The organism is Pseudomonas nitroreducens, from assembly GCF_014204515.1.
Taxonomy (GTDB): domain Bacteria; phylum Pseudomonadota; class Gammaproteobacteria; order Pseudomonadales; family Pseudomonadaceae; genus Pseudomonas; species Pseudomonas nitritireducens_A.
Genome location: NZ_JACHLI010000020.1, coordinates 118,818 through 132,030, shown reverse-complemented (window position 1 = coordinate 132,030; position 13,213 = coordinate 118,818). Strand labels below are relative to the sequence as shown.

At 64.5% G+C, this 13,213-nt stretch carries 14 protein-coding genes; 4 read left to right on the top strand and 10 right to left on the bottom strand.

Annotated elements, in window-relative coordinates; translation table 11 throughout:
• The first annotated feature begins 378 nt into the window (after positions 1-378).
• The 3 genes from HNP46_RS22685 to ppk2 all read left to right on the top strand — a co-directional run bounded on the left by HNP46_RS22685 (position 379) and on the right by ppk2 (position 2,567).
• Complete coding sequence (locus HNP46_RS22685) at positions 379-771, top strand: hypothetical protein (RefSeq protein ID WP_184593450.1); 393 nt, start codon at positions 379-381, stop codon at positions 769-771.
• A gap of 145 nt (positions 772-916) precedes the next feature.
• Complete coding sequence (locus HNP46_RS22680; protein ID WP_184593448.1) at positions 917-1,369, top strand: PaaI family thioesterase; 453 nt, start codon at positions 917-919, stop codon at positions 1,367-1,369.
• Between the two features lie 280 nt (positions 1,370-1,649).
• Positions 1,650-2,567 (top strand): polyphosphate kinase 2, encoded by a 918-nt coding sequence (gene ppk2 / locus HNP46_RS22675; RefSeq protein WP_184593445.1) that lies wholly within the window; start codon positions 1,650-1,652, stop codon positions 2,565-2,567.
• A 48-nt stretch (positions 2,568-2,615) separates the two neighbouring features.
• Here ppk2 and HNP46_RS22670 read toward each other — a convergent pair whose 3' ends face one another.
• The 3 genes from HNP46_RS22670 to HNP46_RS22660 form a co-directional block, all read right to left on the bottom strand.
• A complete protein-coding gene (locus tag HNP46_RS22670; RefSeq protein ID WP_184593443.1) occupies positions 2,616-3,203 on the bottom strand; it encodes a hypothetical protein in 588 nt (195 codons plus the stop codon).
• A 338-nt stretch (positions 3,204-3,541) separates the two neighbouring features.
• On the bottom strand, positions 3,542-4,459 hold the full coding sequence (locus HNP46_RS22665; protein WP_184593442.1) for a hypothetical protein: 918 nt from the start codon (positions 4,457-4,459) through the stop codon (positions 3,542-3,544).
• Between the two features lie 66 nt (positions 4,460-4,525).
• Positions 4,526-4,732: a hypothetical protein gene (locus tag HNP46_RS22660; RefSeq protein ID WP_184593440.1), complete on the bottom strand. Its 207-nt coding sequence runs from the start codon at positions 4,730-4,732 to the stop codon at positions 4,526-4,528.
• Between HNP46_RS22660 and HNP46_RS22655 the strand changes: the two genes are divergently transcribed.
• Complete coding sequence (locus HNP46_RS22655) at positions 4,731-5,288, top strand: hypothetical protein (RefSeq protein ID WP_184593438.1); 558 nt, start codon at positions 4,731-4,733, stop codon at positions 5,286-5,288. The two genes, HNP46_RS22660 and HNP46_RS22655, sit on opposite strands and share 2 nt — an antisense overlap.
• 203 nt (positions 5,289-5,491) lie before the next feature.
• Here the strand turns inward: HNP46_RS22655 and HNP46_RS22650 are convergent, their stop codons facing one another.
• The 7 genes from HNP46_RS22650 to pobA form a co-directional block, all read right to left on the bottom strand.
• Positions 5,492-5,719 carry a hypothetical protein gene (locus HNP46_RS22650; protein ID WP_184593436.1) on the bottom strand — a complete coding sequence of 76 codons (228 nt, stop codon included), beginning with the start codon at positions 5,717-5,719 and terminating at the stop codon, positions 5,492-5,494.
• Positions 5,720-5,806: 87 nt separating this feature from the next.
• On the bottom strand, positions 5,807-6,655 hold the full coding sequence (locus tag HNP46_RS22645) for a hypothetical protein (protein ID WP_184593434.1): 849 nt from the start codon (positions 6,653-6,655) through the stop codon (positions 5,807-5,809).
• Positions 6,656-6,707: 52 nt separating this feature from the next.
• A complete protein-coding gene (locus HNP46_RS22640; RefSeq protein WP_184593432.1) occupies positions 6,708-7,046 on the bottom strand; it encodes a GRAM domain-containing protein in 339 nt (112 codons plus the stop codon).
• Positions 7,047-7,086: 40 nt separating this feature from the next.
• On the bottom strand, positions 7,087-8,241 hold the full coding sequence (locus HNP46_RS22635) for a catalase family protein (protein WP_184593430.1): 1,155 nt from the start codon (positions 8,239-8,241) through the stop codon (positions 7,087-7,089).
• 500 nt (positions 8,242-8,741) lie between these two features.
• Entirely contained in the window at positions 8,742-10,649 is a 1,908-nt protein-coding gene (locus HNP46_RS22630) for a di-heme-cytochrome C peroxidase (RefSeq protein WP_184593428.1), read from the bottom strand.
• 270 nt (positions 10,650-10,919) lie between these two features.
• A complete protein-coding gene (locus tag HNP46_RS22625) occupies positions 10,920-11,471 on the bottom strand; it encodes a hypothetical protein (protein ID WP_184593426.1) in 552 nt (183 codons plus the stop codon).
• Positions 11,472-11,980: 509 nt separating this feature from the next.
• Positions 11,981-13,165 carry a 4-hydroxybenzoate 3-monooxygenase gene (gene pobA / locus HNP46_RS22620; RefSeq protein ID WP_184593424.1) on the bottom strand — a complete coding sequence of 395 codons (1,185 nt, stop codon included), beginning with the start codon at positions 13,163-13,165 and terminating at the stop codon, positions 11,981-11,983.
• Positions 13,166-13,213: the final 48 nt, after the last annotated feature.

The following is a 13,213-nucleotide window of genomic DNA, read 5'->3' as shown; positions in this document are numbered from 1 at the left end:
AAACTGACTCGCATTGCCTTTGCCCTGATGACGACTGAGCAGGCGTATCGGCCTGCGGCCGATACGCGGGGGTAGACATAGAATCTCCTACAGGGTTAAAGGACCTTTCACCGCACATCCTGTGCGACGTTAATCCCCCGCTAATTCGCTTCGTCGGACAGTATTCCGTGTCCCACGCTCTGCGCTGCGCTTCTGTCGTCCATTTCCGCGCCGAAAGCGGCATCGCAGAGCGGTCGGCTTCTGTAACTTCGTGCTTACCCAGTAGCCGTTGTCTTACAAAAAACCACCTGAAAACTTGAACTGCTTCACATAAAATTGGCCCGTCCGCTTAGTGCATTTCGCTCTATCCGTCGTCGCCATTCAGCAGTAGAAATCGCCATGGAAAACCACAGCACCCCCCTGGGGCCGGTCCCGATGCACCTGGTCCGTGAAGCCGCGGCCAAGAAGACCGGTCTGGGCTGGATCGTCGAATTCAATATCGCGACCTGGCTCAACCTGGCCGTGCGCGGACCCACCCCCATCGCCCTCAGGGTCAGCTACCTGGACGGCGACAAGCCGCGTGAAGTGCTGGTCGACAAGGGCACCCTGCACGGTGCCCAGCGCATCCTGCTGTGCGGCATCGCCCGCCTGGGGGTGAACCAGAAGCTCGAATCCATGAGCCTGTCGCTGGAAACCCAGGCGCCGATCCAGTCCCTGCTGGTCGAGGAACTGTTCGTCCAGGCCGTGGAAAAGCAGGTCGTGAAGCAGGGCGGCGTGCGCAAGTCGCGCTGACTACCCGCCGCGAGGGGCGCAGCCGGCTGGCGCGCACGCTGCAATCAGCAGGCATTCCCACGATGCATGACGCTGCGCCGGGCTTGCGATTCGACTGCCGGAGCGGGGAACATCGCCTGGCCCCACCCGCAAGCCAGGAAAGCCCATGCCCCTCGATATCGACCAGCTCAAGCTCTATACCGCCCACCGTGGCGTCGCCATCCCCATGCTCGACCACCTGCAGTTCCGCCATGCCCCCGCCGCCGATGGCAAAGGGCCGGGCTGCCTGGTGGTGCGGATCGAGCCGCACTTCCTCAATGGCTGGGCCAACGCCCATGGCGGGTTGATCATGACCCTGCTCGACGTGGCCATGGCCCTGAGCGCCAGCGATGCCGACGAAGCCTATCGCGGCGTGGTGACCGTGGAGATGAAGACCAACTTCCTGCGCCCCGGCGGCGAAGCAGGGGAAATCCTCGAAGCCCATGGCAAGGTCCAGCACCACACCCGCTCCATCGCCTTCTGCGAGGGCGAGCTGCGCAACAGCCAGGGCGTGGTGGTGGCCACTTCCAGCGGCACCTTCAAGTACGTCAACAAGCCACGTCCGCTGGCCGACGCCTGACCAGTTCTGTTCCCCTCCTGTTGGCGGCCGTGGGCGGAAGTTCGCGGCTGTTTTCCAGCGCTGACAGCGTTGCGCCATCAATTCCATTCATCGGTGCGCTGGCGCTGTTAAGACCTTCTTAATTCATCGGGTGTCCTATCGAGGAACGCTCTAGCACGGGCTTTGTAAGAAATATCTTTCACTGGCTGTAATTAATTCGTCATAAAGCGTGACTACATTTTTCTGTCATTAAAGTGTCACGCGATGTGACTGAGCCAGTGACGGCACAAGGCGAACCACCATGCTGCTCGATGACAAGAACTTCCCACGACGCGTCCAGCGCGACCTGCTGGATGACCGCGACGAAGAGCTCGAACTCGAACTGTTCGACGAACTCTACGACTTCGAAGGGCTGCGCCACGGCAGCCTGCAGACCCACGAGGAACGCCTGGCGCGCCAGCGTTACTTCCACACCCTGTTCAGCCTGCAGGCCGATCTGGTCAAGCTGCAGAACTGGGTGGTGAAGACCGGCCACAAGGTGGTTATCCTCTTCGAAGGCCGCGATGCGGCCGGCAAGGGCGGGGTGATCAAACGCATCACCCAGCGCCTCAATCCGCGCGTCTGCCGGGTCGCCGCGCTGCCCGCGCCGAACGACCGCGAACGCACCCAGTGGTATTTCCAGCGCTATGTCTCGCACCTGCCGGCGGCGGGGGAGATCGTCCTGTTCGACCGCAGCTGGTACAACCGCGCCGGCGTCGAGCGGGTGATGGGCTTCTGCACCGATGCCCAGTACGAGGAGTTCTTCCGCAGCGTGCCGGAGTTCGAGCGCATGCTCGTGCGTTCCGGCGTGCAGGTGCTCAAGTACTGGTTCTCGATCTCCGACGAGGAGCAGCACTACCGCTTCCTCAGCCGCATCCACGACCCGCTCAAGCAGTGGAAGCTCAGCCCCATGGACCTGGAATCCCGCCGCCGCTGGGAGTCCTACACCAAGGCCAAGGAGATCATGCTCGAACGCACGCACATCGCCGAAGCGCCCTGGTGGATCGTGCAGGCCGACGACAAGAAGAAGGCCCGCCTCAACTGCATCCACCACCTGCTCGGGCAGATTCCCTACCAGGAAGTCCAGCAGCCCGCCGTCAGCCTGCCCGAGCGGCAGCGCCATGAAGGCTACCGTCGGCATCCGACGCCGTCGGAGCTGCAGGTGCCGGAAGTCTATTGAGCCGTCGCCGCATCGCGTGCAGGAGCGGGAGCGTCAGTCTGTTGCCGCTCAGGCAGACTGCTCTTCCAGCGCGCTTTCCTCCAGTTCCCAGCGTGTGCCAGGCAGGCGCCAGGACAGCGCGGGCTGGCGTCGCAGACATTTCCAGACGCCATTGCGCAGACGGTACAGCGACATCTCGTGGAAGACGCGGCGGCGAGTGCCGCTGTATTCAATGAGGGATACCAGCAGCGGTGTGTCCGCGCTCCACTGCGAAGCGACAAAATCCAGAGATTTCTGCAGCGTGCCGCGGGGGGTATAGCTGAACAGGAAGCAGAACCTGGGCGTTTCCTTTTTCGCAGCATCGGATAACTTCTTCGGCTCGTTGATGGCTGATCTGGCCGGGCTTTTCCATTCCCACTCGGCGAAGGCCACCGCGTTGCGCCGGGCGTCGCGGATGACCGAGTCGGTGCGGTTGGACGATTCGAAGTGAGCGAAGTAACCCATCAGGTCAGCGACGCGGCGCAGGGTGATGCCGGTGTGGATGTTCCAGTCCGAGCGCGTTCCCATTTCGCGGTTGAAGCCATCCACGGGAAAGTCGCGGTACCAGTTGTAGGCGAACAAAGTGGCGAAATCGTGCAGCAGGGTGTCGCGGGCCATGGTCCCTCCTGGCCGGATAGATGATTGGTCCCTTGGCAGGGCCGTCCGATGATAGCCGGCTGCCAGTGGCTGGCCCAGCCAGGAGCGTCCTGGCTCCTGCGGCTGACCGTCAACTCCGGCAACATCGCCCCCACATCTGGCTCATCCATGCAGGGATGAGCTTGCTCGCGAACAGTCCTCGAGAGAGCCACCGCGGACACGCAAAAAAGCCGCCCCATAGGGCGGCTTTTTGGTCTTCGGCGCGCCTGGCTCAGTGCCAGAACAGCGCCAGCAGGATGATGATCGGGATCGGAACGCCGAGGAAGTACAGAAGAATCGAGCGCATGGTGGGCCTCCAGTCAGTGGGCGGGACGGGATACGGGAGCGGTATGCGGCGTGGTGCGGGTCATCAGCACCACGGCGTCGCGGCGACGGCCGCCATGGATGGCCAGGACGCTGGCGAAGAACGCGCCGCACAGTAGGGCGATGAACATCCACAGGGCAGAGCCGGCAGCCACCTTGCGCGCCGTGTCGGCTGCCTGCTGGGCTTTCAGCTTGGCCTGTTGCGCGGCGGCGAACACCTGGTCGATGCGCTGCTCGGCTTCCGCCTGGCTGATCTCGGTACGTTGCGCCACCACGCGGGCGAGGTAGGTGCGGTCGTCCGCGTTGAGTTGGCCTTCGGCAAGGCTGCGCACGAAGATGCGCGTGGCGATGCCGTGGGCTGCGTCATCGCTCACCGCCACCGGGCGGTTGTCGCGGAACAGCATGTCGATGAAGTAGCCCGAGCCGTCTTCCGAAGCGCTGGCGCCGGCCTTCGAGCCCGCTGCCACGGCCGCCGTGGTCGCTGCCGACGCACCGGCCTGCAGGCCGCCGCCGATGACGCTGCTCACCGAACCCACCACCAGCATCGCCGTTACCAGGGTCGCCAGTGCCCAGGCGAGGAAGCCGTGGGCGGTGTCGCGGAAGTACACCTCGTCGTCATGCAGGGTCGCCCAGCGCGCCCGCAGCCGGCCGGCGATGTAGCCGCCCAGGCCGGAGGCGAGGATCTGCGTGACCATCAGCCAGATAATGGTGGAAACGCTCAGCTGCTTGAGCGTCGCGCCTTCGCCCGACCAGGGCGACACGGCGGAAAAGCCCAGGCCGAAGCCCAGGATGATCAGGATCAGGGACAGCGCCGCCGCTCCGGCGGCCCCGGCGAACACCGCCGCCCAGGACACTCCCGAATGATCGGTGGTGTCTACGACGGTGGGTGCGTAGGCATCAGTGGTTGTCATCATCTTGGCTGCTCCGTGGCGAGAGGGTGGAAACCTCGATGAGAGCTGCTGCAGCCGTTGTGCCAAATGTTACAAAATAATAAAGTCATACTTATCAATGACTTGTAAAAGATTGTCGAGCTGCTGCCATGCAGCTTGCAAGATCAGCCATTTTTCGCCTTGGCAGATTGCATGACTGCCGCGCCACCCTTTATTCGCCATGCCGGATGCATGTGCCAGAGTGGACGAAAGCGCCGCCAAATTGGCGAACCCAAAACCAGGCAGGACACCCGCCATGAGCCTCGATCCCTCGACCCTGCTATGGAGCGCCCCGCTGGTGATGCTGCTCGGCGTTTACCTGCTGGTCCGCTGCATCGGCGGACTGCGTCGGGTAATCGCGCCCGGCCTCTGCTACCGCTGGGCCGACCCCGCCCGAGGAGAAGTGGTGGCGCTGCCACAGCCGGGGCGCTACGTGATCAACATCGTCTTCCCGCCCTTCACCGTCGTCACCGGTACCGCGCACTTCAATGCCGATTTCGCCGTTACTGTCTGCGCCACCGGCAAGCCCATGCCCTACGAGGCGTACAGCCGCTTCAACGTATTCACCGTGCGCCGCAGCGACATAGGCGGCAACGCCAGCAATCCTCTCGGGGAATTCCGCTGCAGCGAACCCGGCGACTACCGGATCACCTGCCTGACCCCACAGCACATCCGCTCCGGCTTCCTGCTCGAAGTAACGCCCTACGTTTCCCCAGGCACCGTCGTCCCGCTGATCCTCGGCACGCTGCTCGCGTCCTTCATGACCATCGGCGGGCTGGTACTGACCCTTCTCAAGCTCGCCGGCACCGTCTGACGCCACCCCGGCGTGACGCACAAGTAGGATGGGTGGAGCGCAGCGATACCCATGCTGTCAGTGGGTAGACATTGATGGGTATCGCTGCGCTCCACGCCATCCTACGAACGGCATTTCCCGGTGAGCCCGTAGGGCGAATAACCGCGAAGCGCTTATCCGCCGCCACAGCCTAACGGCGGATAACGCGTGCCGCGTTATGCGCCCTACGTCCGCAACCGCTTCGCCCAGCCGCGCCAGCCGGTGCGCCCGGCGATCGGCGAGCGCCCGCCGAGCACGCGTGGCAGATCGCCGAAGCGCGCCCAAGGATCATCCTGCCAATTCAGCACCAGCGCCTGGTGCACGGCGGACTCGCTCAGCACCACGTAATCGAGTTCCAGGCCGTCCTCAGCCAGCAGTCGTTCCTGGCGAATCGGATCGCCCGCCAGGCGCATGGCCGGTGTTCTTCGAATTTGCAGTCCGTTCCACCGCCAATCGGCATGGCGACGGAACCGCATCGGGATAGCAGGCCGCCCCCAGAGTTACTTCAACAACTCCGCCATCGTCCGCTCCTTGCCACCCAGTTGCTTGTAGGCCTTCCAGTACGCCTTCATATCGTCCTGGCAGCGCACGATGCGAAGACCTGCTTCGTGGCGGACGCTGAGGTTGCGGACGCCGGAGACTCTGGCGACGCGGTCGTCTTCCGCGATATCCGCGCGGGCGTCGTCGATTTCCTCCTGGCAGGCCAGGATGGCATTGCGCTGGGCCTCGGCGCGGCCTTCGACGGAGTTGTCATAGGCCTGTTGGTCTGCCTGCAGCTGGGCGTTGCGGGCTGCCAGCTCGGCCTGGCGGTGCAGTTCGGCGTTGATCTGTGGAGCGTTGGCGTCATTGCGGTAGAGGAAACTGGTCGCCACCTGATCGTCGCGGCGATGGATGTTCATCGGCACCGAGGCGTTGGTCCAGAGTGTGCCGATGAAACGCTCGAACTCCTTCTGCTCCGGGTTGGTGCTGAGGGTGGAGTAGCCGGTGGCGCTGAAGTACTTGAAGCCATTCAGTGTGGTCTGTGTCGTCAGTACCAGCACGTTACCGATCTGTGCGTGGGCGCCGCGTTCCTGGAAGGTCAGTTTTTCATTCATGACGCCGAAGGGGAGACGCTTGGCCGGCGGGCCGATCAGCTTGCCGTCGACTACGCAGTTGACGGCCACTTGCGGCAGGCGCTCTTCACAGACCTTGAGGGCCTGGGCGGGCTGCAGGACGACAACGTAGTCCTGCGCGCTCATTTCCAGCATATGGGCGTCCAGCCCTTCCTGGAACTGACGCATTTCCTCCTGGGTGCAGCCGGTGCCTGCCGCTGTGATGAACAGTGCGAGGAGGGTGGTGCGGTACTTCATGATCGTCCTTGTCTTCAGGATACGGATTTGCAAGGTGGGTGAAGGGGCGCGGTCAGCCCAGCCGTCCGTTCATTGCCTGGTCGATTGCTACGGCCCACTGCTTCCTGCCGAACAGCACGAAGCTGAAGGGATCGCTCTGTTGCGTATGGACCGATAGCGAATTGGGGAAGAGCGGGATCATGCCCAGAAACCTGGTCCAGGCCTTGGCGGTGTAGCGGATATCGCTCAACTCTATTTCGCTGGGCTTGGACTGGAAGTTGACGGCGTGGGCTTCGAACACCAGGCGCTGGTTGGTGAGGTAAAGATGGCCGCCGACGGTTTCGATGCCGCGCTGCAGATTGGCAGCACCTTTGCGCAGGAGCTTTTCGTGGGTGCGCAGTGGAGTCTTCATTCGGTTGAGTCCGTTCAGTGTGCTGGTCGTGAGGGGCGGGTCATTCCCCGCCTACCCCATTGCGCTCATGCCGATAAACACTGACTGCCTCATAAACCGCCTTCCTCAGCCGGTTGATGCCGCCAATCGGCCGGTGCTCGGGGAGGGCATGCCAGGGATTGTAGGAGAGGTTGTCGCAGGCGAGGTTCTGTTCGCGGCTGTCGAAGTCCTGGGGTGGGATGCTGACGGTGGCGACGGTCTGGAAGGGTGAATCCTTCTCGCTCCATTCGACGCTGACGTCTTCGATGGGCATGAACTTGCTCGGGTCCTGTTTCTGCACTTGCAGGGCGAAGCAGGCGGGGATGCGGTCGACCGAGAGTTGCTGGTACATCGCGGTGCGCAGGAAGTTGGGCAGTTTCTCGTTGAGCTTGGGTAGCTGGTAGGCCGGGCAGCCTTCGCTCAGCGGGATGACGCGGTACTTGATGTTGTTTTCCTCACCCAGCTTGTACGGGGCGATGCCGTTGTAGCCGGCCTGCAGGGGGCTGTCCGGGGCGGGGGCTAGGGTCTGCAGGGCGATGATCAGGTGGCGGATTTCCCAGGTGCTGGGTTTCCAGCTGGGGAAGAAGGCGGCGACCTTCTGGCCGCTGGCCTGGGCGGCGAAGTTCTGCCGGTATTCGGCGACGTCGCGGACGAAGAACACCGGGTGGTTGAACATGACGAAGTCCTGCTCGCTGTCGTGGCCCTTGCCGGGCATCAGCTTGGCGCCGGGGACGTCGAGCAGCTTGATGGCCATGCCGCGGGCGTCGCGGGCGCTGTCGAACTGCGGATAGGCGTTGCCGTTGGAGAAGCGGACCATGGCGTCCCATTTGTGGCCCGGTTCGGCGAACACGCCCTGGCGCAGGCCGGGGGCGAGGTCGCTGGCCACGGTGACTTCAGCCTTCACGCAGCCGTGGGCCTTGGCGTGGGCGTCACGCAGGACGCGGGTGTTGTCGCGGTGCTGTTCGACGATGCGTACGGCGTCTTCGATGATGGCCTGGGTGAGCTGGGCTTCGCCCGGCGGGATTTCTTCCTGGGCGGAGACCGGGCCGGAGAATTTCCAGGCGTAGTAGAGGCTGCCGAGGCCCCAGCTGAGCAGGCCGATGGCGGCGACGGCGAGCAGCAGACGGCCGAGCCATTTGCCGAGGAAGAGCCAGATTCGGGTGAGCAGGGAGCGCATGGCACAGGGTCCTTTGGTGTTCTTTTTATGGAGGGGATTCCGTTCCCTGGCCCGTGCGGGTGTAGCGGGGTGGGCCTGGTGCGGGGCGTTTCCCTCTCCCTAGCCCTCTCCCTGAAGGGAGAGGGAACTGGTTCGGCGTTTCGGTGGTGCCTCGGAGCGGGGGCTGGCCCTCACCCCAGCATTCTCCCGGCGGGAGAGGAGGCGGATCGGTAGTTCGGTGGTGCTTCGGAGCGGGGACTGGCCCTCACCCCAGCCCTCTCCCGGAGGGAGAGGGGATGGTTCGGTGTTTCGGTGGTGCTGCGGAGCGGGGGTTGGCCCTCACCCCAGCCCTCTCCCGGAGGGAGAGGGGGCGGATCGGTGTTCAGGCGGTGCTGCGGAGCGTGGGGCACCTGTAGGAGCGAGCTTGCTCGCGAACCCGCCCAGCGCTGGAGCTGCCGGGGAATCTGTTCGCGAGCAAGCTCGCTCCTACGAAAAGCGAAAAGCCGGCCTGCCCCAGAGCATCACTCGCACTTCGGCCCCGGCGTCCACGGTTGGGTTGGGACGTTCGGGTCGAGCTGATTTTCGTATTCGGGATTGCCCAGCACCTTGAGGTATTCCACCAGCGCCCAGCGTTCTTCCGGCGACAGGGCGCGGCCGATCACGCCGTCCTGGCGGCAGCCGTCGCGGAATTCGTGGCCGCGGTTGCTGTTGCCGGTGACGCTGGTCTTGTAGAGGAAGCCGCCGGGGAAGCGCTCGCTACGGTAGCCGGCGAATTTGGGGTCGTACTCGAAGCTGCCGACCCAGAACTGGCTGTCGCGCTCGGCCACCGGCGAGAGCATCTGGAGCAGGTTGGGCACCGAGCCGTTGTGCAGGAACGGCGGAGTGGCCCAGATGCCGTCCAGCGGACGGGCCTTGTAGGCGCGCAGCTCGCGCACGCCGATGTCGAGGCCGTAGCCGTTCATTGCCTTCTGCTGCTCGGGGCTGATGTGGGCGTCGCGGTAGCCGCGCTGCTCGACGAACGCGGTGACGTAGGCCAGGCCCTTGGCGGCGGAGATCTTCGACAGGTCCAGCGGCTTGTCGCTCTCGGGGTAGAGGCGCACGTTCATGTGCTTCAGTTCTTCGAGGTTCCACTTCAGCGAGCGCACGTCGAAGGTGTGGTCGGCAATGTTGTCGGCAGTGGTGGGGTCGGTGCCGATCTCGCTGGTGGGGACCATTTTCATGCGCCATTCGGGCACGCGAGCCGGGGCGATGTAGTCCTTGGCGCCGGGCTCCTTCACGTGGGGGCCGTGGCAGTAGACGCAGTTGGCCTGGAACAGGGCGCGGCCCTGGGAAGCCTTCTTCAGGTCGATCTCGCCGAAGACTTCCTTCGGCCAGGCCGGCGGCTTGAGCTGCTTGAGGGCTTCTTCCAGGGTGTAGAGGTCGCGCAGGCGCACGCTGGAGGCGTAGCGCTCATCGCCCATCACCGGTTTGCCGTCGCTCTCGAACATGCGCAGGGTGGCGCCGACGCCGAGGGCTTCGCCGATGTTGCGCGCCATGGGTTGCATGGCCGAGCCGTTCCACTGCACCCAGTCGAATTTCCAGATGTCCCACAGCTGCGGGTAGTTCACGGGGGCGTTGGCGACGCGGTAGTTGGAGGCGTCGATGCCATCGCCGAACACGCCGTTGGCGATGCGCCCGAAGGCATCGGCGCGGCCGGGGCCTTCCAGGGTCGGGTAGAGGCCGCGGTGGGTGTCGTTCCAGGCGGTGCCGACCAGGGTGCCGATCACGTTGCGCACGTCGCGCTTGAGCGCGGCCTTGCCCTTGGGATAGCGGTCGCCCAGCACGCCCTTGGCGAAGCGGTCGAACTTCCACGGCACGTAGTAGGTAGAGGCGAGGCTGGCGCCCAGCGCCTGGCCGAAGGCGCCGCCGCGCAGGGTCGGCACGGTGGAAGCGATGGAGTGCATGGCCGCGCCGCCGTCGATGCGCACGGCGGTGCCCTTGTAGCGCAGCTCGCCGGTGTGGCAGGCGGAGCAGGTGATGTCCAGGTACCAGGCGCCGGTCTCGCCGTCCTGGTGGCGGGCAAAGCCCACCGGCAGGTTGCCGGGGTTGGTCGCGGTGGCGGCGAGGGTGTCATCGGCGTCGCGGCCGATCTGCTCGGGCTCGATGAGGAAGCCGAAACGCGCGAGGTTTTCCGGGGTGGCGAACCTGTCCTTGGAGAAGGGCTGTTCCAGGTGGGTGAACCAGTCGTAGCGCAGGCCTTTTACCTGGGTGCCCTGGGGCGTGTAGTAGTACAGCTCGCGATCCGCCTTGGACCATTGGTCGAGATGGATCATCTTCTCCGGTTTGGTGTACTCGGGGAGGTTGGGATGCGCGGTGTACCAGGCGATCACGCCGCCGACGAGCAAAAGCAGCAGCAGGACTGCAATTAGGACGCGTCCGAGAGTGCGCATCGAAACTTCCTTGTTATTTGTACGAAAAAGATTCGGACGTTTATGCCAACTGCCTTGCCGATTGGCAAGGTGATGTCGCACGGAATTCAGGGTTTTTATGATGGGTTACGGGGCTGGGGTGGGATGTTTTGGGTTTCGTGGGGGAGTGGAGGCGGCAGCATGGGTCTCGCTCTGATCCACCACATCCTACGGAAAGCTCCGGGGCGGGCACGTAGTGCGTCGTAGGATGGCGTGGAGCGCAGCGATACCCATCGTCCTTCAGGCGAATGCCTAGGACGTCGGTCGCAGCTCCAACAGCAGGCTCAGGCAGATCGCCGCGCCGATCAGCACACCGACCACGCTGGCGATGATCAGCGGCCAGCGCAGGGCCGGGCTGTCGCCCTCGTCATCGGGAAGGCGCGCGTGGATCGCGCTCCAGAGATCGTCTGGCGGCGGCAGCTCCGGCCACGGCTCGTCGCTGGGTGGCGGGGAGGGTGCGCCCGCGAGCCGGTAGAGCAGGGCGACCATCCAGTCCAGAGCCGCGCTGCGTGTGGGGTGGTAACGGTCGGCGTCGGTCCAGACGTGGAGGAAGGTGTCGATCAACAGAGTGTCGGCTGCTTTCTGCTCAGGCTTCAGTTTCAGCGCCAGCGGGTAGAGGCGCGGGGCGGTGCAGCGGTACAGCGTGGCGAAGGCGCGCGCGTCGCCGTCGCCACTTTCGGCGAGCAGGTAGCTGAGGAAGTTCGCTTCGTCCGGGTCGATGATGGCCTCCGGCGGTGTCGCGGCGAGCGGCGTGGCTGGAGGACTAAGGATAGTTCGCAGGGCTTCTTGCAGGAGCCAGCCCACTAGCGAACGGTTTGGTCCGTGCCACTGAATGGCTCTTGAACGACGGATAACGCTGGCGCGTTATGCGCCCTACGGATCTGTCTCCTGGTGGAGTATCGGTGCGAGTGCATCCCCTCACCCCAACCCTCTCCCGGAGGGAGAGGGAGCTGATCGTGCCGGCTGACACCAGGGTTTCATCCTGCACCAAACGGTTCCCTCTCCCTCTGAGCGGGGCGCGCAGCCAGGATTAGGGTGAGGGCCGACCCGAGCGCAGAGTTAACCAGAAGCAGGTTATCCGCCGGCTCGTGAGCGTCGGATAACGCTGGCGAGCTATGCGCCCTACGGGGCTGGGCTTCGGCGTGTGAGGTATTTGTAGGAGCGGAGCTTCTCCGCGAAATCCCGGCGTAGCCGGGACGCAAGTCACGAGGAGAGCGCCGGCCTGGCGGCCGGATCGCGGACAAGGTCCGCTTCTACAGGGAGCATCGAGACGTAGCGCGTTCGACGTCATACGTCGCCAGGCATGCCGCGAGTCAGGCCACTTCCTCGAACGGCAAGCCCACATAGTTCTCCGCAATGGTCGTGCGGCCGGCCTGGGAATCGAGGAAGTAGTCCAGCTCGGTCTCCAGCATGCGCCGGGTGAAGGCGTCGTTGTCCGGGAAGCGATGCAGCATCGAGGTCATCCACCAGGAGAAGCGCTCGGCCTTCCAGATGCGTCGCAGGGCGACGGGGGAATACTGCTCCAGCAGCTCACGGCGGCCTTCGCCGTAGACCTTCAGCAGGATGCGGTACAGCGTGTTCACATCGCTGGCGGCGAGGTTCAGGCCCTTGGCGCCGGTAGGCGGGACGATGTGCCCGGCGTCGCCGACGAGGAACAGTCGGCCGTACTGCAGCGGCTCCACCACGAAGCTGCGCAGCGGGGCGATGCTCTTTTCCAGCGCCGGGCCGGTGACCAGCTGGCGCGCGGCGTCTTCGGGGATACGGCGTTTGAGCTCTTCCCAGAAGCGTTCGTCGGACCAGTCCTCCACCTTCTCCTCCAGCCCCACCTGCAGGTAATAACGGCTGCGGCTCTCGCTGCGCTGGCTGCACAGACTGAAGCCGCGCTCGCTGCTGGCGTAGATGAGTTCGTGGTTGACCGGCGGAGTGTCGCTGAGCAGGCCGAGCCAGCCGAACGGGTAGACACGTTCGAACACGCTCAGGCGTTCGGCGGGGATGCTGCGCCGGGCCACACCGTGGAAGCCGTCGCAGCCGGCGATGTAGTCGCAGTCCAGGCGCACGTGTTCGCCCTGGTGGGTGAAGGTGACGTAGGGTTTTTCGCTGGTGACGTCATGCAGCTCCACGTCGGCGGCTTCGTACACGCTCAGCGCGCCGCTGGCCGCGCGGGCCTGCATCAGATCGCGGGTCACTTCGGTCTGGCCGTAGACCATCACCTGCTTGCCGCCGGTGAGGGCCTTGAGGTCGATGCGCTCGCGGCGGCCGTTGAGCACCAGTTCGAAGCCGTCGTGGAGCAGGCCTTCGGCATCCATCCGTGCGCTGGCGCCGGCTTCGCGCAGCAGGTCGGCGGTGCCCCGTTCGAGCACGCCGGCGCGGATGCGGCCGAGCACATAGTCGGCTGTCTGGCGTTCGAGGATCACGCTGTCGATGCCAGCCTTGTGCAACAACTGGCCCAGCAGGAGGCCGGCGGGGCCGGCGCCGATAATGGCAATCTGAGTCTTCATGGAGTGGCTCCTTGGAGAGCGCTGTTGTTTTTGTCTCCTGCATTTTTT

Bases quoted from the DNA above. Each gene is read 5' to 3' on its own strand.
- HNP46_RS22685 (WP_184593450.1), top strand. From the start codon at position 379: ATGGAAAACCACAGCACCCCCCTGGGGCCGGTCCCGATGCACCTGGTC.
- HNP46_RS22630 (WP_184593428.1), bottom strand. From the start codon at position 10,649: ATGCGCACTCTCGGACGCGTCCTAATTGCAGTCCTGCTGCTGCTTTTG.
- HNP46_RS22660 (WP_184593440.1), bottom strand. From the start codon at position 4,732: ATGGCGGGTGTCCTGCCTGGTTTTGGGTTCGCCAATTTGGCGGCGCTT.
- HNP46_RS22640 (WP_184593432.1), bottom strand. From the start codon at position 7,046: ATGAAGACTCCACTGCGCACCCACGAAAAGCTCCTGCGCAAAGGTGCT.
- HNP46_RS22680 (WP_184593448.1), top strand. From the start codon at position 917: ATGCCCCTCGATATCGACCAGCTCAAGCTCTATACCGCCCACCGTGGC.
- HNP46_RS22650 (WP_184593436.1), bottom strand. From the start codon at position 5,719: ATGCGCCTGGCGGGCGATCCGATTCGCCAGGAACGACTGCTGGCTGAG.
- HNP46_RS22665 (WP_184593442.1), bottom strand. From the start codon at position 4,459: ATGATGACAACCACTGATGCCTACGCACCCACCGTCGTAGACACCACC.
- HNP46_RS22645 (WP_184593434.1), bottom strand. From the start codon at position 6,655: ATGAAGTACCGCACCACCCTCCTCGCACTGTTCATCACAGCGGCAGGC.
- ppk2 (WP_184593445.1), top strand. From the start codon at position 1,650: ATGCTGCTCGATGACAAGAACTTCCCACGACGCGTCCAGCGCGACCTG.
- HNP46_RS22635 (WP_184593430.1), bottom strand. From the start codon at position 8,241: ATGCGCTCCCTGCTCACCCGAATCTGGCTCTTCCTCGGCAAATGGCTC.
- HNP46_RS22655 (WP_184593438.1), top strand. From the start codon at position 4,731: ATGAGCCTCGATCCCTCGACCCTGCTATGGAGCGCCCCGCTGGTGATG.
- pobA (WP_184593424.1), bottom strand. From the start codon at position 13,165: ATGAAGACTCAGATTGCCATTATCGGCGCCGGCCCCGCCGGCCTCCTG.
- HNP46_RS22670 (WP_184593443.1), bottom strand. From the start codon at position 3,203: ATGGCCCGCGACACCCTGCTGCACGATTTCGCCACTTTGTTCGCCTAC.